This window comes from Marinobacter sp. JSM 1782161, assembly GCF_011421605.1.
In the GTDB taxonomy this organism is placed as follows: domain Bacteria; phylum Pseudomonadota; class Gammaproteobacteria; order Pseudomonadales; family Oleiphilaceae; genus Marinobacter_A; species Marinobacter_A bohaiensis.
On record NZ_WSSA01000002.1, the window covers coordinates 136,129 to 157,488 of the forward strand.

A 21,360-nucleotide genomic window follows, 5' to 3' on the forward strand; every position below is an offset into this window, starting at 1 on the left:
CGGAACGTCGAGCTGGCCGGCGCGGAGCCCCCTGAATGAGTGAAGCGTTTGCTGGTCCGTCCGCGTCTTACTTTTCCGTCGCCATCAGCGCGCGGGTGTTGTCGAGCATGCGGTTGGAGAAGCCCCACTCATTGTCGTACCAGGCCATGACTTTAATTTGACGGCCCAGGGCGCGGGTGTGGTTGGCATCGTACACGCTCGACAGGGCGGAGTGGTTGAAATCAATGCTGACCAGCTTTTCCTCATTGTAGCCCAGTACCGGGTTCTGCTCGGCCGCCTTGCGCACCAGCTCGTTGATCTCCTCGACGCTGGTGTCGCGGCTGGCGACGAAGCTGAAATCCACGAGAGAGACATTGATGGTCGGCACCCGCACGGCGAGGCCATCGAGCTTGCCATCCAGGTCCGGCAGCACCTTACCGATCGCCGCGGCGGCACCGGTCTTGGTCGGGATCATGGACTGGGTGGCCGAACGGGCGCGGTACAGGTCCTTGTGATAGACGTCGCTGAGCTTCTGGTCGTTGGTGTAGGAGTGGATCGTGGTCATCAGACCGGTTTCGATACCCACACCTTCGTGAATCGCCTTGACCACCGGTGCCAGGCAGTTGGTTGTGCAGGAGGCGTTGGAAATGATCTTGTGCTCGGAAGTCAGGGTATCGTCGTTGACGCCGTATACAATCATAGCGTCGGCATCGCCGGAGGGCGCGGAAATGATCACCCGGCCGGCGCCGGCGCTCAGGTGAGCCGCGGCCTTGTCGCGGGATGTGAACAGCCCCGTGCATTCGAGCACCACGTCCACGTGGTAGGCTTTCCAGGGAAGGTCTTCGGGATTGCGCTCGGCGTGGATGGCAATGCGATCGCCGTTGACGGTCAGGGATTCGGAATCGTGGGTGACGGTGCCGTTAAAACGGCCGTGCACACTGTCATACTTGAGCAGGTGTGCGTTGGTTTCGGCGTCGCCCAGATCGTTGATGGCGACAACCTGCATGTCCTCGCGGTAGTCGTTTTCATAAAGGGCACGCAGAACGTTGCGGCCGATGCGTCCAAAACCGTTGATAGCGATGCGAATAGTCATGTCGGGCCTCCGCTGACTCTGATTATTTTGCTGGTCGGCGGCCTGAATGGAGTGAAAGGGTCATTCAGGTCGATTGTTTTTCATCCGATGTAGTAAACATAACAAAATAAATTTCGTCCATGTAGATTTTATCGTGAAATAGACAAAAAAATTACGTAGGATTACGGCCATTAAAGCGGCCGTAGGCCGTAAACTGATTGAAAATTCGACAGCGTCGCGGTCCGGCCGTTCCCGGCCCATGAGAGCGGGCGCTTGAAGAGAGGCGTGAATCGGGCGGACGCGGCGCGGCCGACGTCCGTCGATGCGACAATAATCAGGAGAGAGACATGCATCCGATTGTGGAAAAAGTAACCCAGCGGATAATCGAACGGAGCCGGGCGACCCGTGAGGACTACCTCCAGCGCATGGCCCAACTCGGGGAGCAGTCACCGCAGCGTGGTGTCCTCTCCTGCGGCAACCTGGCCCACGGCTTTGCCGCCTGCGGTCAGTCCGACAAGAACACCCTCAAACTGATGAACCAGGCCAACGTGGCCATCGTGTCGGCTTATAACGACATGCTCTCCGCGCATCAGCCCTATGAAGGGTTTCCCGACCTGATCCGCAAGGCGGCGCACGGTATGGGTTCGGTGGCCCAGTTCGCCGGTGGGACTCCCGCCATGTGTGACGGTGTGACCCAGGGCCAGCCGGGTATGGAGCTGAGCCTGTTCTCCCGCGACGTGATTGCGATGAGCACCTCCGTCGCCCTGAGTCACAACATGTTCGACGCCACCCTGCTGCTGGGCATCTGCGACAAGATCGTGCCGGGACTGTTGATTGGCGCCCTGAGCTACGGCTACCTGCCCACCGCGCTGGTGCCGGCCGGGCCCATGCCATCGGGTCTGCCCAATAAGGAAAAGCAGCGCATTCGTCAGCTCTACGCCGAAGGCAAGGTGGGCAAGGACGAGCTGCTGGAGGCCGAGAGCCAGTCCTACCATAGCCCGGGCACCTGTACCTTCTATGGCACCGCCAACAGCAATCAGCTGCTGGTGGAAGTGATGGGGCTGCATTTGCCAGGCGCAGCGTTTATCCACCCCAACACCCCGCTGCGCGACGAGCTGACTCGCGAGGTGACCGAACAGGTGATTCGCCAGTCCCGCCCCAACGGCGGCACCCGGGGGCTGTGTGACGTGGTGGCGGAGAAGAACATCGTCAACGCCCTGGTGGCCCTGCTGGTGACCGGCGGTTCCACCAACCACACCATTCACTGGATCGCCATCGCCCGGGCGGCCGGTATCCTCATTGACTGGAACGACTACGCCGAACTGTCCTCGGTGGTACCGTCCATGACGCGCATCTACCCGAATGGCCAGGCGGACGTGAACGCCTTCCACGAGGCCGGTGGCACGCCGTTCCTGATCCGCGAGCTGCTGGCCCATGGCCTGCTGCACGAGGACGTGGAAACCATCATGGGCCACGGCCTGGATCGCTACACCCAGATGCCGTCGCTGGATAACGACAAGCTGGTCTGGACGCCGTCTGCCGAGACCTCGGGTGATACCGACGTGCTCAGTTCCGCCGCCGAGCCGTTTGCGCCGGAAGGTGGTCTGCGCGTGCTGGACGGCAACCTGGGTCGTGGCGTGATCAAGACCTCCGCGGTCAAACCGGATCGCCACGTGATCCGCGCCCCGGCGGTGGTGCTCAACGACCAGAACGAGCTGGCCCAGGCGTTTGATGCCGGCGAACTGGACAAGGACTGCATCGTGGTGGTCCGCTTCCAGGGTCCGAAGGCCAACGGCATGCCCGAACTGCACAAGCTGACGCCATACCTGGGCGTGCTGCAGGATCGTGGTTTCCGGGTGGCGCTGGTTACCGACGGTCGTATGTCCGGCGCCTCCGGCAAGGTCCCGGCGGCGATCCACGTCTATCCCGAAGCCCTCGACGGCGGCCCGCTGTCACGGGTCCGGGACGGCGATATCATCTGCCTGGATGCCAGCCAGGGTAAGCTGGACATCGAGGTATCCGATGACGAACTGGCCCAGCGCGAGCAGGCGAAAGTCGATCTGTCGAGCTACCACACCGGTTACGGTCGCGAACTGTTCGGCTGGCTGCGCCGCTCTGCCGGCACGCCGGAAGAGGGGGCGAGCTTTTTCTGGAATCACGACGCATGACTGATCAATCCATGGTAGAGCTGGTCGGCGATATCGGGGGGACCAACGCCCGATTTGCGCTGGCCCGGGAAGGGGACGTGCGCCCCCACGCCATCGAGGTCCTGCCCTGTGGCGAATTCGACAATCTGGACGGTGCCATCCGCGCCTACATGGAGCGGGTCGGTGTCGAGCGGATCAAGGACGTGTGCCTGGCGGTCGCCGGGCCGGTGCCGTCGCCCAACGATCCCAACGCCCAGGTGCGGATGACCAACAATCACTGGCGTTTCGGCCTGCAGGCCATTCGCGAGCAGTTTGGCCTGCGTTCGTTCAAGGTGATCAATGACTTCACCGCCATGGCGCTGGGGGTGCCTCATGTGCCCCAGGAACACCTGATCCACGTCTGCGGCGGGCCGGGCGATGCCTCGCGTGCGCGTCTGGTGATTGGGCCGGGCACTGGTCTGGGCGTTTCCGGACTGGTGCCACTGCGTGATGGCTGGGTGCCGCTGATGACCGAAGGCGGGCACGTGGATTTCGCGCCCACCGACGAGGTGGAGATCGCCATCCTGCAGATCCTCAAGGCCCGCTTCGGTCGGGTTTCGGTTGAACGGATCCTGTGCGGCCAGGGGTTGCTCAACCTGTACCAGGCCCATGCCGAGATACAGGGCGTGGCCGCGCCGCTGGATACCCCCGCCAAGATCACGGCGGCGGCGGTGTCCGACGCCGATGCACTGGCTCGACACGCGCTGCGTCATTTCTGCGAGATTCTGGGTCGCACCGCGGGCAACGCCGCGTTGACCCTGGGGAGCGTGGGCGGCGTGTACCTGTGCGGCGGGATCCTGCCGCGCTTCATCGAGTTCTTCCTGGAAAGCCCGTTCCAGGCTGCCTTTGAGGACAAGGGGCGCATGCGTCCGTTGATGGAGCGGACGCCGGTGCATGTGGTGACCGAACCCTACACCGGCCTGCTGGGCGCGGCGGAAGCGCTGCGTAACCCCGAAGTGTCCTGATTTGCCGACTACGCGGCGGGCCACGGACGGTCCGCTCGCGTTGTTTCCCGTCTGATGATCTGTTCTTATTAGCGTTTGCCTGAAGCCGCCCGGACGGGCGTGCGGACAATGGGAGGCCGATCCGATCTATGAAAGTCGCAGTATTCTGTGGGTCCAGCACCGGTAACGACCCGGTATTCGAGGAAGGCGCCCGCGCCATGGGGCAGGCCCTGGCCGAAGGTGGTCATACCCTGGTGTATGGCGGTGGCAAGGTCGGTCTGATGGGTGTCGTGGCGTCGGCGGTGATGGCACACGGTGGCGAGGCCATCGGTGTGATCCCGCGCATGCTCAAGGAGCGCGAAGTCGCCCACGACGGCCTGACCGAGCTCTACGTGGTCGACGATATGCATGAGCGCAAGGCCCGGATGAATTCCCTGGCCCAGGCCTTTGTGGCCATGCCGGGTGGCCCGGGTACGCTTGAGGAGATCTTCGAGGCCTGGACCTGGGCGCAACTGGGCTATCACGAGAAGCCTTGCGCCTTCTACAACATTGCCGGTTACTACGATCGGTTGCTGGGCTTTTTCGACACCATGTGCCAGCACGCTTTCCTCAAGGAGCCGTACCGCGACATGCTGGTTGTCGGTGATAATGCGGCCGAGATCCTGGCCGGATTCCGGCACTACAAATCGCCCCAGGCCAAGTGGCGCTGAGGCGAGGGGCATGCCGTTCCTGATCGGCGTATCCGTCAGAGGCTGAGTGGCTTGCCGGCTTCCCGGCGTTCCTCCTGCCACTCTTCCAGTGTCTTGGCGGCTGTGTTGCCGTCCAGCGTGTCCACGATTTCGAAGTAGTCCGCGCCCATCGGATCGTCCATCACTTCCTCCCGGGTTTTGCTGCGCACCACGTAGACGGTCTGCACGTTCTGGTGATCGAAGGCGCGCCACTTCTGTTCGTCTTTCAGCAGGCTGTAGCGGTAGTCCTCAAGCGCGCGGATCACCGCCGACGTATCGGTGGTGCCGGCACGTTCCACGGCGTCCCGGTACTGGTGCAGAATGCTGTAGGCGGACGCCGCGGCCGAGGACGGGCGCATCTCGTAGCGCCTTGCGAATTCCTCCACAAACTGCCGGCCGCGCGGGTAGTCATACTGGTAAGGCGCTTCCCAGACCCAGGGCGCCGCGCCGATAACGCCTTCCATTATGGTCGGCCCCACGTCCTGCGCCATGCCCAGGGTGAGGTTGGGCACCACGATCTGCATCTTGTCCTTCAGACCCATCTCGTAGGCCAGGTTGAGGGCGCGCACCATGTCGTCGCCGAACAGCACCATCACCAGCACTTCCGGGTTGGCGGCGTCGGCTTTGTCCAGGGCGGCCTTGAAGTCTTTCAGGTAGGCGTTGGGAAAAGGCGTCTTGACCCCGGGATGGGCCTGGTCGTTACCGGTGTCGGTGAAGCGCCGCATGGAGGATTCGGTGGACCAGCCCCAGGTGTAATCGGCGGTGATGTAGAAGAATTTCTGCCCGGCGTAGCGGTTCTGCAGGTGATGGCTGATGGCCTTGGCCGCCATCCAGGCGTTGAAGGGTTCCCGGAACATGTGGCGGTGCCCGGCGCTGCCGGTCGTGGCGTTGGAGTAGGTGAGGGTGCCGAAGTAGAGACGATCCCGCTTGCGGGCTTCCTCGCCCGAGGCGATGGCCACGGCACTGGATACGCCGCCGAAGACCATGGCGGCGTTTTCCTGGTCGATCAGCTCGGCGGTGTTGGCGGCGCCCTGTTTGGGATCGCTGCTGTTGTTGCGGATGACCAGTTCGATGGGTTTTCCGAGAATGCCGCCGGCCTGGTTGATTTCGTCGACGGCCATGAAGGCGCCGAGCCGTTCCTGCAGGCCCTGGTCCTTGTAGCGGCCGTTCTGCGGGTAGTTGAAGCCGATCTTGAGTGTGTCGGCGGCGTGAGTCGATACCGCGAATGCGAGCACAAGGCACGCACAGCAAAGACGCGTGAGTGACATGATGAACTTCTCCCTGGCCGCAGCGCCTGTCCACGCGCGAGGCCGCTTGTTGTTTTTGGATGGGTAAGTAGTTTCCACTATCGAGTCTGGGTAGGAGTCGACGCGGCATCAATGGGACTAACGTAAAAGATTGAGCAAGGAATTGTGTCGCCGGGTTACCCGATGTAAACATGGCTTGTCAGGGGGATGTGTAGGCGGCGTGAGTGCTGCGGACACGCAGTATCCCCGCTTCAGCCTGTCGCGGGAGATGACGGATGGATTTCAGAACCTACGCGGACACACTGGAAAAGGCGCTGGGCGGCCAGCGCGAGCGGGCGTTTTCAGAGGCGGAGTACGCACGCCGCTGCAGCGCCCTGGATGCGGCCCTCGAACAGGCCGGCCTGGACGCATTGCTGCTCACCAACCCCGCCGAGATCTACTACCTCACCGGCTACAATACCTTCGAAGTCTCCGTGCACACGGCGCTGGTCTATGCGCCCGGGTTTACCGCCCTGCAGGTGCCGTCGATCGAGACCGGCCCGGCGGTGGCTTGTGCCCGGGTGGATCGGGTGCTGGGCTATCGCTGGGAAGACCCGCGCGAAGTGGTCGAGCCGTTGGCCGAGGTGCTGGCCGGGCTGGGCCCGCGCTTGGGCGTCGATCTCTGGGGCGGTGGCCTGCGGCCGGGACTGTTGGCCATCCTGCGGGAGCGCTTGTCGGATCGCCACTGGCAGGACAGCGGCGGCTTGTTGGGGCCCATTCGCCGGGTCAAATCCGCTGAGGAGCTGGCCTGTCTGGAGGCGTCGGCGCGGATGACCGAGGCGGGCATCCAGGCGGCGCGGGAGGCGGTGCTGCCGGGCGTTACTGACAGCGCCGTCGCTGCCGCGGCAGCCGACGCGATGCACCGGGCCGGCAGCGAATTCATGAGCATGCAGCCCATCGTCGTTGCCGGAAGACGCAGCAGCATCATCCACACCAACCATCGGCGTTTTGCCATCCATTCGGGTGAGCCGGTGTTTATTGAACTGGGGGCGGCCTGCGAACGCTATACCGCGCCGATGATGCACACGGTCGTGGCGGGTAGCGAGCCGGTGAACGGGCGCATGGCGTCGCTGGCCGGAGCCTGCCGCGCAGTCTTCGAGGCCCTGGTTGCCCACATGGTGCCGGGCCGGACCTTCGATGCGGCGGCTGTGGCGGCCGAGATGGCCTGGCGCGAGTGGCAGGACCGGGCGTTCTTTTCCGGGGTGTACGGTTATACCGTCGGCGCGCAGTTCCCGCCTTCCTGGGTGGAAGGCAGTGGCTTTATCGCCCGCGGGCAGACGGACGTGTTCGAGCCTGGCATGGTGTTCCACTTGCCGCTGTGCCTGCGCGTGCCGGGGGAATGGGGCATTGGCCTGAGCGAGACGGTGGTTGTGGAGTCCGGCGGCGCCCGGCCTGTCACCGGCAACCGGTGGGCGCTGGAATCAGGCGGTGGTTAGCGGTGCGGTAACCGTCTGGCTGTCCAGGTAGGCCTGGATGCCGCTCAGCTCGGCGGCGGTCAGACGCAGGCCCAGCTTCGTGCGGCGCCAGACGATGTCCTCGGCGTCCACCGCCCACTCCTGATCGCGCAGGTAGTCGATCTCGCGGGCATAGAGGTTGGCGCCGAAATGCCGACCCATGTCTTCCATCGAGTGGCAGCCATCGAGCAGTTTCCGTGTGCGCGTGCCGTAGGTCCGCACGAAGCGGTGGATCAGGCCGGATGGCACCCAGGGGTAGGCCGTCTTGAGTTCGTCACGCAGGTCCTCCTGGCTTCCAAAATCGCCGCCGGGCAGGGTGGCGTCGCGGGTCCAGCCGTCGCCGGCGTCGGTGAAGAACTGGCTGATGCGGTCAGTGGCCGCCTCCGCGAGCTTGCGGTAGGTGGTGATCTTGCCGCCGAATACGGAAATCAGCGGCGCTTCGTCCTTGCCGCCATCGACTTCGAACGTATAGTCCCGTGATGCTTTCTGCGCCGATCCGCCTTCGTCGTCCATCAGTGGCCGCACCCCGGAATAGGACCAGACCACATCCTCCGGCGTCAGCTTGTTGCGGAAATAGTCGTTGACGATACCGACCAGGTAATCCACTTCCTCCTCGGAAATGGTGGCCTTTTTCGGATCCCCCTGATAGTCCACATCCGTGGTGCCGATCAGTGAGAAATCGTCCTCGTAGGGAATGACGAAAATGATGCGATCGTCGGCATTCTGCAGGATATAGGCTTCCGGTTCGGTATGGATGCGCGGCACCACGATGTGGCTGCCCTTGACCATACGGATCTGCTTGGGCGCCTGCATGCCCAGGGACTCCTTGAACAGCGAGCTGACCCAGGGGCCGGTCGCGTTGACCAGCGTCCTGCAGCGCGCCTGTTGCTCGTGGCCGCTGCGCTCGTCCCGTAGTGTCACCTGCCAGTTCATGCCGTCCCGCTCTGCCTTGACGCAGCGGGTTCGGGTACGCACTGTGGCGCCTTTCTCCTCGGCGGCTTTGGCGGTCAGGACCACCAGGCGGGCGTCGTCGACCCAGCCGTCGGAATACTCGAAGCCACGGGTGATCCCGGGGATCAGCGGGCTGTTGCCGTCAAAGCGAATGCCGTTGGAGCCGCGCAGCAACTCCCGTTTGGCCAGGTGGTCGTACAAAAACAGACCGGTACGGATCATCCAGGCGGGACGCAGGTGCGACTGGTAGGGCAGCCGGAAGCGCATTGGCCACATGATGTGCGGCGCGTTGCGCAGCAGGGCTTCCCGTTCCGCCAGAGCCTGGCGTACCAGCTTGAATTCGTAGTGTTCCAGATAGCGCAGCCCGCCGTGGATCAGCTTGCTGCTGGAGGAAGAGGTGGCTGACGCCAGGTCGTGCATCTCGCAGAGCAGTGTCTTCAGGCCCCGGCCTGCGGCATCCATAGCGATGCCCGTACCGTTGACGCCGCCGCCGATGACAATCAGGTCGTAGTCCGTGGTTGCCGATTGCATGCCGATGATCCTCTCGACCGCGCGGGCTGTGGCCGCCGGTTGGCGAAAAAGTGGACAATGCCTGCATTATGCGAAAAGCCGGGTGATTCGTAAAGGAAAACAACCGACAAAAAACGAACATTTTAGAAAACACCCAAACCGTCGGGTGTTTGCATCAGACCACGTGCAGGCGCACGTCGTTGTCGTCCAGCAGTTGGCGGATTTCCAGGGGCGGTGCCTGGTCGGTGAAGAAGTGGTCGGCCTGGGTAATGCTGCCCAGTCTTACCATGGCGTTGCGGCCGAACTTGGAGTGGTCGGCGGCGAGCAGCACCTGCTGGGAATTGGCCATAATGGTCTGGGCGACACGCACCTCGCGGTAGTCGAAATCGAGCAGGGAACCGTCCATGTGGATGCCGCTGATGCCGACGATGCCGAAATCCATCTTGAACTGGTTGATGAAATCCCGGGTCGCCTCGCCGACGATGCCGCCGTCGCGATTACGCACTTCGCCCCCGGCGATGATGATGCTGCAGTCTTCCCGGCTGGCGAGAATCGATGCCACGTGCAGGTTGTTGGTGACGACCTTGAGGTTGCTGTGACCCAGCAGGGCGCGGGCGATGGTCTCGGTGGTGGTGCCGATGTTGATGAACAGCGAGGCACTGTCGGGAATCATCCGCACCAGGCTCTGGGCGATGCGTTCCTTGGCTTCCAGCTCCATGATCTTGCGTGCCTGGTACGCGGTGTTGACGGTACTGGAATCGACGCCCGCCCCGCCGTGATGGCGCCGCACGCGGCTCTGCCGGGCCAACTGGTTGAGGTCGCGGCGGATGGTCTGGGGCGTCACCTGAAAATGCTCCACCAGTTGTTCGGTGGTCACGAAGCCGGTCTTTTCGATCAGCTCCATGATCAGGTCCTGACGGTGTTTCTGTGCCATATCGGTTCGCCTGGTTCGTTTGCGCCGTGCGCAATGCGTGGCATGGAATGCCGGTAAATCATGAGATTACAGGCCAATCATAGCAGCCTGGCAAGTGCCTGGCCGGAATACGGGCGGCACGATCATCGTAAACGAAAAAATATTTGGATTCGTTTGCGAAAAGCGCAAGAATGCCCGCAGGGCTTTCAGGGAAATGGACCGGCGGGCATCCTGGGTCAAACCGCGTCGCCGGCGATTTCCGCGAACCGAACAAGAACGCACGCATTGGTGCGGCAACGTATCGATGCAATAAGACGGTGGACAGGGGGCAAGCATGACGCGTTATATCTTGGCAATCGACCAGGGCACGACCAGTTCCCGGGCCATGATTTTCGATGAAAGGGCCGAGGTCCGCGCGGTCAGCCAGCAGGAATTTCCGCAGCATTTTCCCGAGAGTGGCTGGGTGGAGCACGATCCGGAAGACATCTGGGATTCGGTGCTGCGGACCTGCCGCGAAGCCATGGAAAAAGCCGGCATCGGCGCTGGCGATCTGGCCGGGATCGGCATCACCAACCAGCGTGAAACCACGGTGATCTGGGATCGCCAGACCGGCAAGCCCATCTACCACGCCATCGTCTGGCAGGACCGCCGCGCCGCGACCCTCTGCCGTACTCTGAAAGACGAAGGCCACGAGCCGGCAATTCAGGACAAGACCGGTCTGCTGGCGGACCCTTACTTCTCCGCCACCAAAATTCGCTGGATTCTGGACAATGTGGAAGGGGCCCAGGCTCGCGCCGAGCGGGGAGAGCTGGCCTTCGGCACGGTCGACACCTTCCTGCTGTGGCGGCTGACCGGTGGCCGCAGGCACCTGACCGACGCCACCAACGCCTCCCGCACCCTGCTGTTCAACATCCACGAACAGCGGTGGGACAAGGACCTGCTGGCCCTGTTCAACGTGCCCGAATCGCTGCTGCCGGAAGTGAAGGATTCGGCGGACGACTTTGGGGACATCGAGGCCGATCTGCTCGGCGGGACGGTGCCGGTGTACGGCATGGCCGGCGACCAGCAGGCGGCCTTGTTCGGTCAGACCTGTTTCCGAGAGGGCATGGCCAAGAGTACCTACGGCACTGGTTGCTTCCTCATGCTCAACACCGGCGATAAACCGCTGCATTCCGAATCGCGGTTGCTGACCACCGTGGCCTACCGCCTCAATGGCAAGACCACCTACGCCCTGGAGGGCAGCATCTTCATCGCCGGGGCCGCCATCCAGTGGCTGCGGGACGGCATCAAGTTGATCCGCATGGCGAAGGAAACGGAATCCCTGGCGGAACAGACCCCGGCCAATCACGGCGTCTACCTGGTGCCGGCGTTCACCGGGCTGGGTGCACCCTATTGGGACCCCAAGGCGCGCGGAGCGATTTTCGGCCTGACCCGGGATACGGGGATCAAGGAAATCGTCACTGCCGGGCTGCAGTCGGTGTGCTACCAGACCAAGGATCTGCAGAAAGCCATGGAGCGCGACGGCGTGCGGCCGGTGGCGCTGCGGGTGGACGGCGGCATGGTGGAGAACAACTGGGTGCTGCAGTTCCTGGCGGATATCCTGGGGGCTACCGTTGACCGACCCAGACTGATCGAAACTACCGCCCTGGGTGCGGCCTATCTGGCGGGCCTCAAGGCCGGCGTGTTCGAGTCCCTGGAAGCGCTGGAACAGCTCTGGCAATGCGACCGCAGCTTCACCCCGGAGATGACCAAGGAAACCCGAGACCGGCTCTACGAGGGGTGGGTCGAAGCGGTGAACCGTCTGCAGGACTGACCGACTTCCGCAGCCGGGCGGCGTTCAACGCACGCCCAGCTCCCGCAGCCGTTTGTACACGGTGTTGCGGCTGAAGCCCAGGTGGCGGGCGGTTCGGGACACATTGCCCTGGTGCCGGTTGTAGACTTCCAGCAGCGCGTCGAGCGTCGAGCCGGGCCCGGATCCGGCGGGGCGGCTGACGGCCAGCGCCGGTTCGATGGGCGTCACCGTGGCCAGCTGCAGATCCTGCAGGAAGTCGTCCGGCAGGTGCCAGGTTTCCACCGGTTCCGGGCCGGCCATGGCCAGGGCCACCTGCATCACGTTGATCAACTGGCGCACGTTGCCCGGCCAGGGATGCTGCTCCAGCAGATCGAGGATGGCATCGGGCAGGGCGCTGGGCTGGTCGCTGTCCCGGTAAAGCGTGTGGATGTGGCGGATCAGCGAGCGCCGGTCGGTGCGCTGGCGCAGTGGAGGCAGCTCCAGGGCGAGCCCGCTGATCCGGTAGTAGAGATCCCGTCGGAACACCCCGCTTTCAATCCGTTCCTTCAACGGCTGGTTGGTCGCCGAAACCAGATGGATGTTCACTGGATAGGCTTCGGTGGCGCCAACCGGCAGCACCTCCCGCTCCTGCAGTACCCTTAATAGCCGGGCCTGGGCCCGGGCCGGCATCTCGCCGATTTCGTCCAGGAAAAGTATCCCGCCATCGGCCTTACGGATCAGCCCGGTCGACCCCTGCAGACTGGCGCCGGTAAAGGCGCCCTTGGCGTAGCCGAACAGCTCCGATTCCACCAGCTCCGATGGAATCGCCGCGCAGTTGACGGCCACCAGCGGTTTCTCCCGGCGGGCGCTCGCCTGGTGCAGCGCTTTTACGAACACCTCTTTGCCAACACCGGTTTCCCCCTGGATCAGGATGGGAATGTCCCGGCCCGCCACGCGTGTGGCCTGGCGGATACAGCGCTGGATCTGGGCGTCGCCGAACTCCACGTTACGAAAGCCCGCGGCACGTTGCGGGTGCCGGGCGTGCTGCTTGGCAGCCGGCGCTTCGCCGCTGCGCCGGTCGGGTTTGCGCAGGCTGGCGTAGAGGTGTCGGCGGGTTCGTGCCTGCAGCGGAAAGGTGTGGTCATCCGATTGGTTCAGCAGACTGGAGAGCGACATGTCCACCAGGCCGGTGATCGGCTGGTGCAGGAGGTCGGTGCCCAGCAATTGGGCGGCACGGCGGTTGGCGGCCATTACCTCGCCGTCGGCATCGATGGCGAGCAGGCCCGACCACTGGCTGTCCAGGTTGTCAGCGTTGGTGTTGAAGGTCAGCAGGGCACAACCGCCACCGTACTGGTGCACCAATAGCCGGTTCTCCACGGCGGTGGCCATCAGCTTGACCATGCCCAGGGTGTGGGCCTGGGGAAGATAGGCATCGCTGGATACGTTAAGCACGCCGACCAGGTTCTGTTCCGCGTCCAGGATCGGCGCGGCGCAGCCGGTCATGAAGCGGTTGGCGGTCAGGAAGTGCTCGTTGCGCTGCACCTGCACCGCCTGGCCCGAAGCGATGGCGGTACCGATGGCGTTGGTGCCGTTGTCGCGTTCCTGCCAACTGGTTCCGGTTTCGAACAGGGCTTCCCGCCCCGGCTCGATGAAACGCCGGTCGCCCCAGTGCTTGAGCAGCCGGCCTTCGTGGTCGGCCAGCAGGATCAGGGAGCGGCTGTTGGCAAGTATGTTCTCGTAATAGGGCAGTACTTCCCGTTCGGTGGTCTCGAGCAGCAGGGCAAAGCGCTGCGCCGGTTCCGGAGTGGCTATCCGGTGGGTGCCTGCTGGCGTGGCGTGGCTCAGGCCCATGGCCTGGCAACGGGTCCAGGAAGCGGCGATGAGATCGCCAAAATCGTCGGAGGTGGGCGTCCTGCTCACGGTGATGACCTGCCTTGTTTGTTGTGATTGTTTGCCGAGCGGGTGTGCGCAATTTTTGTTCAGTATTGTGTTCAGGGTGTTCGCTTGTCAATGTTCATATTGAACACAATGATTCGAAAACGAAAAACACGAACGCCTTCCCTGTTCGCGAATCATTTTATTTAGTTCTTTTTAATCAGTGTATTGTGGGATTTTGACGGTTTATTTTGGGACATTGGTATGTTCATTGCGCCATTGTATTCGTATACGAACGTGCGCTGATGCAACCCGGCGCGCGGTGATCCGAAAATAAAAACAAGGATCCAAGGCGCATGTCGCTGACCCTGGAGAACGTTTCCCGAACCGTGGACGGTGTCGCCCATATCGACGCCGCCGACATCACCTTCGAGGCCGGCTCGTTCAACGTGTTGCTGGGCCGGACGCTGGCCGGCAAGACCTCGCTGATGCGACTGATGGCGGGCCTGGACCGGCCTGACGAGGGCCGTGTGCTGGTGGATGGCCAGGACGTGACTGGCCAGTCCGTGCAGAAGCGCAACATCTCGATGATCTACCAGCAGTTCATCAACTATCCGAACCTGACCGTCTGGGACAACATTGCCTCGCCCCTGAAACTGGCGCGCATGCCCCGATCCGAGATCGAGCGGCGGGTACAGGAAACCGCCGCGATGCTGCGCATCGAGCCGCTGCTCAAGCGCTATCCGCTGGAACTGTCCGGCGGTCAGCAACAGCGCACGGCCATGGCGCGGGCGCTGGTCAAGGATGCCAGCCTGATCCTGTTCGACGAGCCGTTGGTCAATCTCGACTACAAGCTGCGTGAGGAACTGCGCACCGAGCTGCGCGCGCTGTTCCGTGAGCGCAATTGCATCGCGGTGTACGCCACCACCGAGCCCAATGAGGCGCTGGCGCTGGGCGGCCACACCACACTGTTGCACGAAGGGCGCATCATTCAGAGCGGACCGGTGACTCAGGTGTACCGCAAGCCGGCCAGCGTGACGGCCGCCGAACTGTTCAGCGAGCCGCCCATCAACTTCATGCCCGGCCGGGTCACCGAGAACGACGTCACCTTCGATGAGTACGCCCACCACCCGCTGACCCGCGAGCTCAAGGCTCTGGAGCCGGACGCCTACCAGTTCGGCATCCGCCCCAGTCATATCAGCCTGGTGCCGCAGAACGAGGACGACCTGGAACTGGCTATGACCGTCGAGCTGGCGGAAATCTCCGGTTCGGAAACCTTCATGCACGTAAAAAACGATCATTTCGAGCTGGTGTTGCAGTTGATGGGGGTTCACGAGTACCACACGGAAACGCCGATCAAGATCTACCTGCCGATTGGCAAGCTGTTCGTGTTCAACCAGGCCGGCGAACTGGTGCATGCGCCGGCCCATGAAACCGGAGCGGGCGAAGGAGGTGCGGCGCATGGCTGAGATCGAGCTGAAGTCCCTGGCGCACAGCTATGAGCGCCATCCGTCCGGGCCGGACGATTACGCCATTCGCCAGATGAGTCACACCTGGCACAAGGGCGGTGCCTATGCGCTACTGGGCCCGTCCGGCTGCGGCAAGAGCACCATGCTCAACATCATCTCCGGGCTGCTGGCGCCGTCCGAGGGCGACGTGCTGTTCGACAACGTGCGGGTCAACGAGCTGTCGCCCAAGGATCGCAACATCGCCCAGGTGTTCCAGTTCCCGGTGGTCTACGACTCCATGACCGTCTACGACAACCTGGCCTTTCCGCTGCGCAACGCTGATATGCCCAAGGCGAAGATTCGCGCCAAGGTGGAGGAGATCGCCGCCATCCTGGAGCTGGAACCGGTCCTGAAAAAGAAAGCCCGGGGGCTGACGGCGGACGAGAAGCAGAAGGTGTCCATGGGGCGCGGGCTGGTGCGCGACGACGTGTCGGCGATCCTGTTCGACGAGCCGCTGACGGTGATCGATCCGCAGCTCAAGTGGAAGCTGCGCCGCAAGCTCAAGCAGATCCACGAACAGTTCAGCATCACCATGGTCTACGTCACCCACGATCAACTGGAAGCCTCTACCTTCGCCGACAAGATCGCGGTGATGTATGAGGGCCAGATCGTCCAGTTCGGTACGCCCCGGGAACTGTTCGAAAGCCCCAATCACACCTTTGTCGGTTTCTTCATCGGAAGCCCGGGGATGAACCTGATTCCGGTCACCGCTAGCGAGCAGGGCGTGCAGTTCGATGGCATCCAGGTGCCGCTCCCGGATGGGGTGATGGCAGAGGTGCGGCGTGTCGGCAGCGACAACCTGAAGCTGGGTATCCGCCCGGAATTCGTGCAGTTGTCCGGTCATACGACGGACGAGACCTTCGCCTGCGAGTTGCTGGATGTAGAGGACCTGGGTACCTACAAGATCCTGACCCTGCGCCTGGGGCAGCAAACCATCAAGGCGCGGGTGGACGAGGATCAGGTGATTGCCGGCGATACGGTTCACGTGGTGTTCCCGCGCCAGTGGCTGAAGCTCTACATCGACGAGTTCCTGGTGGATGCGGACCCGTCTGAGGCGGTTTCGGTATGAGGGAGATTCGAGTATGAGAAAAGTCCCCAATAACCGGGCCTGGTGGCTGGTGCTGCCGGTGTTCATCCTGGTGGCGTTTTCTGCGCTGATCCCGTTGATGACCGTGGTGAACTACTCGGTGCAGGACATCTTCGGCCCTAACAGCGCTTACTTCGTAGGTACTGACTGGTTCCGCGAAGTGCTGCGCAATGACGCTCTGCAGGCGTCCCTCGGGCGTCAGGTGATCTTCTCCAGTGCTGTGCTGCTGATCGAGATTCCGCTGGGCATCGGCATCGCACTGATGATGCCGACCGGCGGTCGGCGGGCCTCGCTGTGCCTGATCCTACTGGCCATCCCGCTGCTGATTCCCTGGAACGTGGTGGGCACCATCTGGCAGATCTTCGGCCGCGGTGACATCGGGCTGTTCGGGTGGGCCGTCAATGCCATGGGCGTGAATTACAACTACACCGCCAATACCGTCGATGCCTGGCTGACGGTGCTGCTGATGGACGTCTGGCACTGGACGCCGCTGGTGGCGCTGCTGTGCTACTCGGGTCTGCGCGCCATTCCCGAAGCCTTCTACCAGGCGGCGGAGATTGACCGCGCCTCGCGCTGGGCGGTGTTCCGCTACATCCAGCTGCCGCGTCTGAAAAACGTGCTGGTGATCGCGGTGCTGCTGCGCTTCATGGACAGCTTCATGATCTACACCGAGCCCTTCGTGCTCACCGGTGGCGGGCCGGGCAGTTCCACCACGTTCCTCAGCCAGACCCTGACCACCATGGCGGTGGGGCAGTTCGATATCGGCCGGGCGGCTGCGTTCTCGCTGGTGTACTTCCTGATTGTGTTGCTGGTGTCGTGGCTGTTCTTCACGGCGATTACCTATCCGGACCGGGACAAGTAGGGGAGACGGATCATGAAGAGCCATCATCGTCGCAAGGGCTTTGGCATCAGTCTCTATATTGTCTTGCTGATGCTGCCCATCTACTGGTTACTGAACATGTCGTTCAAGACCAACCAGGAAATCCTCAGCTCGCTGACCTTCTGGCCGCAGAACTTCACGCTGCATAACTATCAGGTGATTTTCACCGATCCCAGTTGGTACTCGGGCTATATCAATTCGACCATCTACGTGTCGATTAACGTGGTGATTACGCTGCTGGTGGCGCTGCCTGCGGCCTACGCCTTCAGCCGTTACAAGTTCGTGGGCGACAAGCACCTGTTCTTCTGGCTGCTCAGCAACCGCATGGCGCCGCCGGCGGTGTTCCTGTTGCCGTTCTTCCAGCTGTATTCATCCATCGGCCTGTTCGACACCCACATAGCGGTGGCACTGGCGCACTGTCTGTTCAACGTGCCCCTGGCCGTGTGGATTCTGGAGGGCTTTATCTCGGGCGTCCCTCGGGAATACGACGAGATGGCCTATATTGACGGTTACAGCTTCCCGCGCTTCTTCATCAAGATTTTCATCCCGATGATCCGCTCGGGCATCGGTGTGACGGCTTTCTTCGCCTTCATGTTTTCCTGGGTGGAGCTGTTGCTGGCGCGCACGCTGACGTCCGTCGACGCCCAGCCCATCAGCGCCATCATGACGCGGACGGTCGGCGCGAGCGGTATCGACTGGGGCGTGCTGGCGGCGGCCGGCGTGCTGACGATCATTCCGGGCCTGTTGGTGGTCTGGTTCGTTCGCAACCATGTGGCTACGGGCTTTGCCCTGGGCCGGGTATAGGAGGCTCGTGATGATTGCCTGGATGCAGTGGACGATACCCACGGCCATTTTCTTCGCCACCATTGCCGCGATCCTGCTGGTGATGACGGTGTTCGAAGTGGCCAGACCGTGCGTGGAGCGCAAGGGTTTTCTGCCCATCGCCACCACTCGCGGCGACCGCCTGTTTATCGGGTTGCTCAGCAGCGCCTATATCCACCTGCTGTTCCTGGGGCTGACCGAGGCCAGTCTCTGGATTGCCCTGGTCCTTTCTGTGGTTTGGGTGGCGGTGCTTCTGCGCTGGGGGTGAGGGCAGTGCCGCCCCACCAGCGGGCGGTGCGACAAGCGATTTTCGATGGGTGGCCGGTATTCCGGCCGCCGATGGGAAAGGGATCGACCGGAAGCGACTCCCTGTAGCATAAGGCTTCCGCCAAGGGTCGATGATTCTGAAAAGAGCAGACGAGGTTGGCTATGTTAAACAACAAGAAGACTCCGCGAGCCCTGCTGCTGAGTACCGCTGTCGGGGTATTCAGTCTCGGGTTCAGCCTGTCGGCCGGCGCTGACCAGTATTCCGATGCCGCCGAGAAATGGGTGACGGACGAGTTCCAGCCGTCCACCCTGACCAAGGAAGAACAGCTTGAGGAAATGGCCTGGTTTACAAAGGCCGCCGAGCCTTTCCGGGGCATGGAGATCAATGTGGTCTCGGAAACCATCGCGACTCACGAGTACGAGGCCAACGTGCTGGCGAAGGCGTTTTCCCAGATTACCGGGATCAAGCTGACCCACAACCTGATCCAGGAAGGGGACGTCATCGAGAAGCTGCAGACGCAGATGCAGTCGGGTCGCAATATCTACGACGGCTACGTCAACGACTCCGACCTGATCGGCACGCATTTCCGCTACGGCAAGGTAGTCCCCATTACGGACATGATGGAAGGTGACGGCAAGGATTTCACCTCGCCCACGCTGGACCTGGACGATTTCATCGGCCTGGACTTTACCACGGCGCCGGACGGCAAGATCTACCAGCTTCCGGATCAGCAGTTTGCCAACCTGTACTGGTTCCGGGCGGACTGGTTCGAGCGTGAGGACCTGAAGAAACAGTTCAAGGATCTCTACGGCTATGAGTTGGGTGTGCCGGTGAACTGGTCCGCCTATCAGGACATCGCCGAATTCTTTAGCGAGCACGTCAAGGAGATTGACGGCAAGCGGGTCTATGGCCACATGGATTACGGCAAGAAGGACCCGTCACTGGGCTGGCGCTTTACCGATGCCTGGTTCTCCATGGCCGGTGCCGGCGACAAGGGCCTGCCCAACGGCCTGCCGGTGGACGAGTGGGGGATTCGCGTGGAGGATTGCCACCCGGTGGGTTCCAGCGTGACGCGCGGCGGCGCGGTCAACGGACCGGCGGCGGTCTACGCGACCCAGAAGTACGTGGACTGGCTCGACAAGTACGCGCCGCCCGAAGCGCAGGGCATGACCTTCTCCGAGGCCGGTCCGGTGCCGGCGCAGGGCAACGTGGCCCAGCAGATCTTCTGGTACACGGCGTTCACCTCCAGCATGACCAAGGACGGACTGCCGGTGGTCAACGAGGATGGCACACCCAAGTGGCGCATGGCGCCGTCGCCCCATGGTCCGTACTGGCAGGAAGGCATGAAGCTGGGCTACCAGGACGTGGGCTCGTGGACGTTCATGAAGTCCACGCCGGAGAAACGTCGTCTGGCCGCCTGGCTGTACGCGCAGTTCACCACCGCCAAGACCGTCTCCCTGAAGAAGACCCTGGTGGGCCTGACACCGATCCGCGAGTCGGATATCAACTCCGAAGCCATGACCGAAGCCGCGCCGAAGCTGGGCGGTCTGGTGGAGTTCTACCGCAGCCCCGCGCGAGTGCAGTGGAGCCCGACCGGCACCAACGTGCCTGACTACCCGAAACTGGCCCAGCTCTGGTGGCAGTATATCTCCCAGGCGGCCAGCGGTGAGCGTACCCCGCAGCAGGCGCTGGACGGTCTCGCCGATGCTCAGGACAACATCATGATGCGCCTGGAGCGGGCCAAGGTGATGGCGACCTGTGGACCCAAGCTGAACGAGCCGCGTGAAGCGAGCTACTGGCTGGAGCAGCCAGGTGCGCCTAAGCCCAAGCTGGAGAACGAGAAGCCCCAGGGCGAGACGGTGCCCTACGAGGAACTGCTGAAGAGCTGGGAAGCGGCCGAGAACGGTTAGGTCGTCTTCCTGAACGACAAAAGCCCCGGCGGGACATCGCCGGGGCTTTTTTGTGAGCGTCTGCTCGGGCGCGTGTCAGCGGGCGAGCAGGCGCACCAGCATCTCTTCGTAGATCGCCGACAGCGTGTCCAGATCTTCGGCCTTCACGCACTCGTCAATCTTGTGGATCGTGGCGTTGAGCGGGCCCAGCTCCACCACCTGTGCGCCGGTCGGCGCAATAAAGCGCCCGTCGGAGGTGCCGCCTGAGGTTGACAGCTCGGTGGTGCGGCCGGTAACGGAGGCAATGGCGTCGCTGGCGGCATCCACCAGCGCGCCCCGATCGGTGAGGAACGGGCGTCCGCTGAGGTGCCACTGCAGGTCGTACTTCAAATCGTGCTCGTCGAGAATCCCGATCACGCGCTGCTGCAGGCTTTCGGCGGTGTTTTCCGTGCAGTAGCGGAAGTTGAAGTGCACCGTCAGCTCACCCGGAATGACGTTGCTTCCCGTGCCCGCTTCGATCTTGGTGATCTGGAACGTGGTGGCGGGGAAGAACTCGTTGCCTTCATCCCATTGGGTCCGGGCCAGGGCGTCCAGGGCCGGCGCGGCGGTGTGCACCGGGTTCTCCGCCAGATGCGGGTAGGCCACGTGGCCCTGTACGCCGTGTACGGTCAGGTAGCCGTGCAGCGAGCCGCGCCGGCCGTTCTTGATGATGTCCCCCACGGCGTGGGTGCTGGAGGGCTCGCCAATCAGGCACCAGTCGATTTTCTCGTTGCGGGCTTCCAGGGTTTCCACCACCTTCACCGTGCCGTCGTGGGCAGGGCCCTCCTCGTCACTGGTGATCAGCAGCGCGATCGAGCCCTTGTGGTCCGGGTGTTTCTCCACGAAGCGTTCGCAGGCGGTGACAAAGGCCGCCACGCTGCCTTTCATGTCGGCGGCGCCGCGTCCGTACAGGTAACCGTCCCGGATGGCGGGATCGAACGGCGGGTGCGCCCAGTTCTTTTCGGGACCGGTCGGCACCACGTCGGTATGACCGGCGAAGGCGAGCACCGGGCCGTCGGTGCCCCGGCGGGCCCAGAGGTTGTCGACGTCACCGAAGCGCAGCGATTCGCCCTTGAATCCCAGGGGCGCCAGGTGCTCCATCATCAGGTCCTGGCAGCCGGCGTCGTCCGGGGTGACGGATTGTCTGCTGATCAGTTCGATTGCGAGTTCGAGGGTTGGCGAGAGAGACATGAGGGGT

17 protein-coding genes are annotated in these 21,360 nt (G+C 62.9%); 11 read left to right on the forward strand and 6 right to left on the reverse strand.

Annotation, left to right across the window (positions count from 1 at the left end; translation table 11 throughout):
* Window positions 1-67: 67 nt before the first annotated feature.
* A complete protein-coding gene (gene gap / locus GQB00_RS00605) occupies window positions 68-1,072 on the reverse strand; it encodes a type I glyceraldehyde-3-phosphate dehydrogenase (protein ID WP_165854878.1) in 1,005 nt (334 codons plus the stop codon).
* Between the two features lie 326 nt (window positions 1,073-1,398).
* Between gap and edd the strand changes: the two genes are divergently transcribed.
* From edd to GQB00_RS00620, 3 genes are all read left to right on the forward strand, one after another.
* Window positions 1,399-3,219 carry a phosphogluconate dehydratase gene (gene edd / locus GQB00_RS00610; protein WP_111496593.1) on the forward strand — a complete coding sequence of 607 codons (1,821 nt, stop codon included), beginning with the start codon at window positions 1,399-1,401 and terminating at the stop codon, window positions 3,217-3,219.
* Window positions 3,216-4,202, forward strand: a complete 987-nt coding sequence (locus tag GQB00_RS00615; protein WP_228276640.1) for a glucokinase — start codon at window positions 3,216-3,218, stop codon at window positions 4,200-4,202. Before edd ends, GQB00_RS00615 begins: the two co-directional genes overlap by 4 nt.
* A 128-nt stretch (window positions 4,203-4,330) precedes the next feature.
* On the forward strand, window positions 4,331-4,891 hold the full coding sequence (locus tag GQB00_RS00620) for a TIGR00730 family Rossman fold protein (protein ID WP_165854879.1): 561 nt from the start codon (window positions 4,331-4,333) through the stop codon (window positions 4,889-4,891).
* Between the two features lie 35 nt (window positions 4,892-4,926).
* On the opposite strand, the gene GQB00_RS00625 is transcribed toward GQB00_RS00620, so the two are convergent.
* On the reverse strand, window positions 4,927-6,177 hold the full coding sequence (locus GQB00_RS00625) for an ABC transporter substrate-binding protein (protein ID WP_165854880.1): 1,251 nt from the start codon (window positions 6,175-6,177) through the stop codon (window positions 4,927-4,929).
* 254 nt (window positions 6,178-6,431) lie between these two features.
* Here GQB00_RS00625 and GQB00_RS00630 point away from each other — a divergent pair, with 254 nt between their 5' ends.
* Entirely contained in the window at window positions 6,432-7,631 is a 1,200-nt protein-coding gene (locus GQB00_RS00630; protein ID WP_165854881.1) for a M24 family metallopeptidase, read from the forward strand.
* Here the strand turns inward: GQB00_RS00630 and glpD are convergent.
* Window positions 7,617-9,131 (reverse strand): glycerol-3-phosphate dehydrogenase, encoded by a 1,515-nt coding sequence (gene glpD, locus GQB00_RS00635; protein WP_165854882.1) that lies wholly within the window; start codon window positions 9,129-9,131, stop codon window positions 7,617-7,619. The two genes, GQB00_RS00630 and glpD, sit on opposite strands and share 15 nt — an antisense overlap.
* Before the next feature lie 154 nt (window positions 9,132-9,285).
* Window positions 9,286-10,044 carry a DeoR/GlpR family transcriptional regulator gene (locus tag GQB00_RS00640; RefSeq protein WP_165854883.1) on the reverse strand — a complete coding sequence of 253 codons (759 nt, stop codon included), beginning with the start codon at window positions 10,042-10,044 and terminating at the stop codon, window positions 9,286-9,288.
* Window positions 10,045-10,357: 313 nt separating this feature from the next.
* Here GQB00_RS00640 and glpK point away from each other — a divergent pair, with 313 nt between their 5' ends.
* Window positions 10,358-11,836, forward strand: coding sequence for a glycerol kinase GlpK (glpK, locus tag GQB00_RS00645; RefSeq protein WP_165854884.1), 1,479 nt, complete (start codon window positions 10,358-10,360; stop codon window positions 11,834-11,836).
* Window positions 11,837-11,860: 24 nt separating this feature from the next.
* Here glpK and GQB00_RS00650 read toward each other — a convergent pair whose 3' ends face one another.
* On the reverse strand, window positions 11,861-13,645 hold the full coding sequence (locus GQB00_RS00650) for a sigma-54-dependent Fis family transcriptional regulator (RefSeq protein ID WP_165856474.1): 1,785 nt from the start codon (window positions 13,643-13,645) through the stop codon (window positions 11,861-11,863).
* 380 nt (window positions 13,646-14,025) lie between these two features.
* Here GQB00_RS00650 and GQB00_RS00655 point away from each other — a divergent pair, with 380 nt between their 5' ends.
* The 6 genes from GQB00_RS00655 to GQB00_RS00680 all read left to right on the forward strand — a co-directional run bounded on the left by GQB00_RS00655 (window position 14,026) and on the right by GQB00_RS00680 (window position 20,144).
* Window positions 14,026-15,138 (forward strand): ABC transporter ATP-binding protein, encoded by a 1,113-nt coding sequence (locus GQB00_RS00655; RefSeq protein ID WP_111496585.1) that lies wholly within the window; start codon window positions 14,026-14,028, stop codon window positions 15,136-15,138.
* A complete protein-coding gene (locus tag GQB00_RS00660) occupies window positions 15,131-16,246 on the forward strand; it encodes an ABC transporter ATP-binding protein (RefSeq protein WP_165854885.1) in 1,116 nt (371 codons plus the stop codon). The genes GQB00_RS00655 and GQB00_RS00660 overlap by 8 nt, the downstream gene beginning before the upstream one ends.
* A 13-nt stretch (window positions 16,247-16,259) precedes the next feature.
* Window positions 16,260-17,126, forward strand: coding sequence for a carbohydrate ABC transporter permease (locus GQB00_RS00665; protein ID WP_165854886.1), 867 nt, complete (start codon window positions 16,260-16,262; stop codon window positions 17,124-17,126).
* Between the two features lie 12 nt (window positions 17,127-17,138).
* On the forward strand, window positions 17,139-17,948 hold the full coding sequence (locus GQB00_RS00670) for a carbohydrate ABC transporter permease (protein WP_111496582.1): 810 nt from the start codon (window positions 17,139-17,141) through the stop codon (window positions 17,946-17,948).
* Between the two features lie 10 nt (window positions 17,949-17,958).
* Window positions 17,959-18,234, forward strand: coding sequence for a DUF2160 domain-containing protein (locus tag GQB00_RS00675; protein ID WP_204355780.1), 276 nt, complete (start codon window positions 17,959-17,961; stop codon window positions 18,232-18,234).
* Window positions 18,235-18,395: 161 nt separating this feature from the next.
* Window positions 18,396-20,144, forward strand: coding sequence for an ABC transporter substrate-binding protein (locus GQB00_RS00680; RefSeq protein ID WP_111496581.1), 1,749 nt, complete (start codon window positions 18,396-18,398; stop codon window positions 20,142-20,144).
* A 75-nt stretch (window positions 20,145-20,219) separates the two neighbouring features.
* On the opposite strand, the gene dapE is transcribed toward GQB00_RS00680, so the two are convergent.
* Window positions 20,220-21,353 (reverse strand): succinyl-diaminopimelate desuccinylase, encoded by a 1,134-nt coding sequence (gene dapE / locus GQB00_RS00685; RefSeq protein ID WP_111496580.1) that lies wholly within the window; start codon window positions 21,351-21,353, stop codon window positions 20,220-20,222.
* Window positions 21,354-21,360 lie beyond the last annotated feature (7 nt).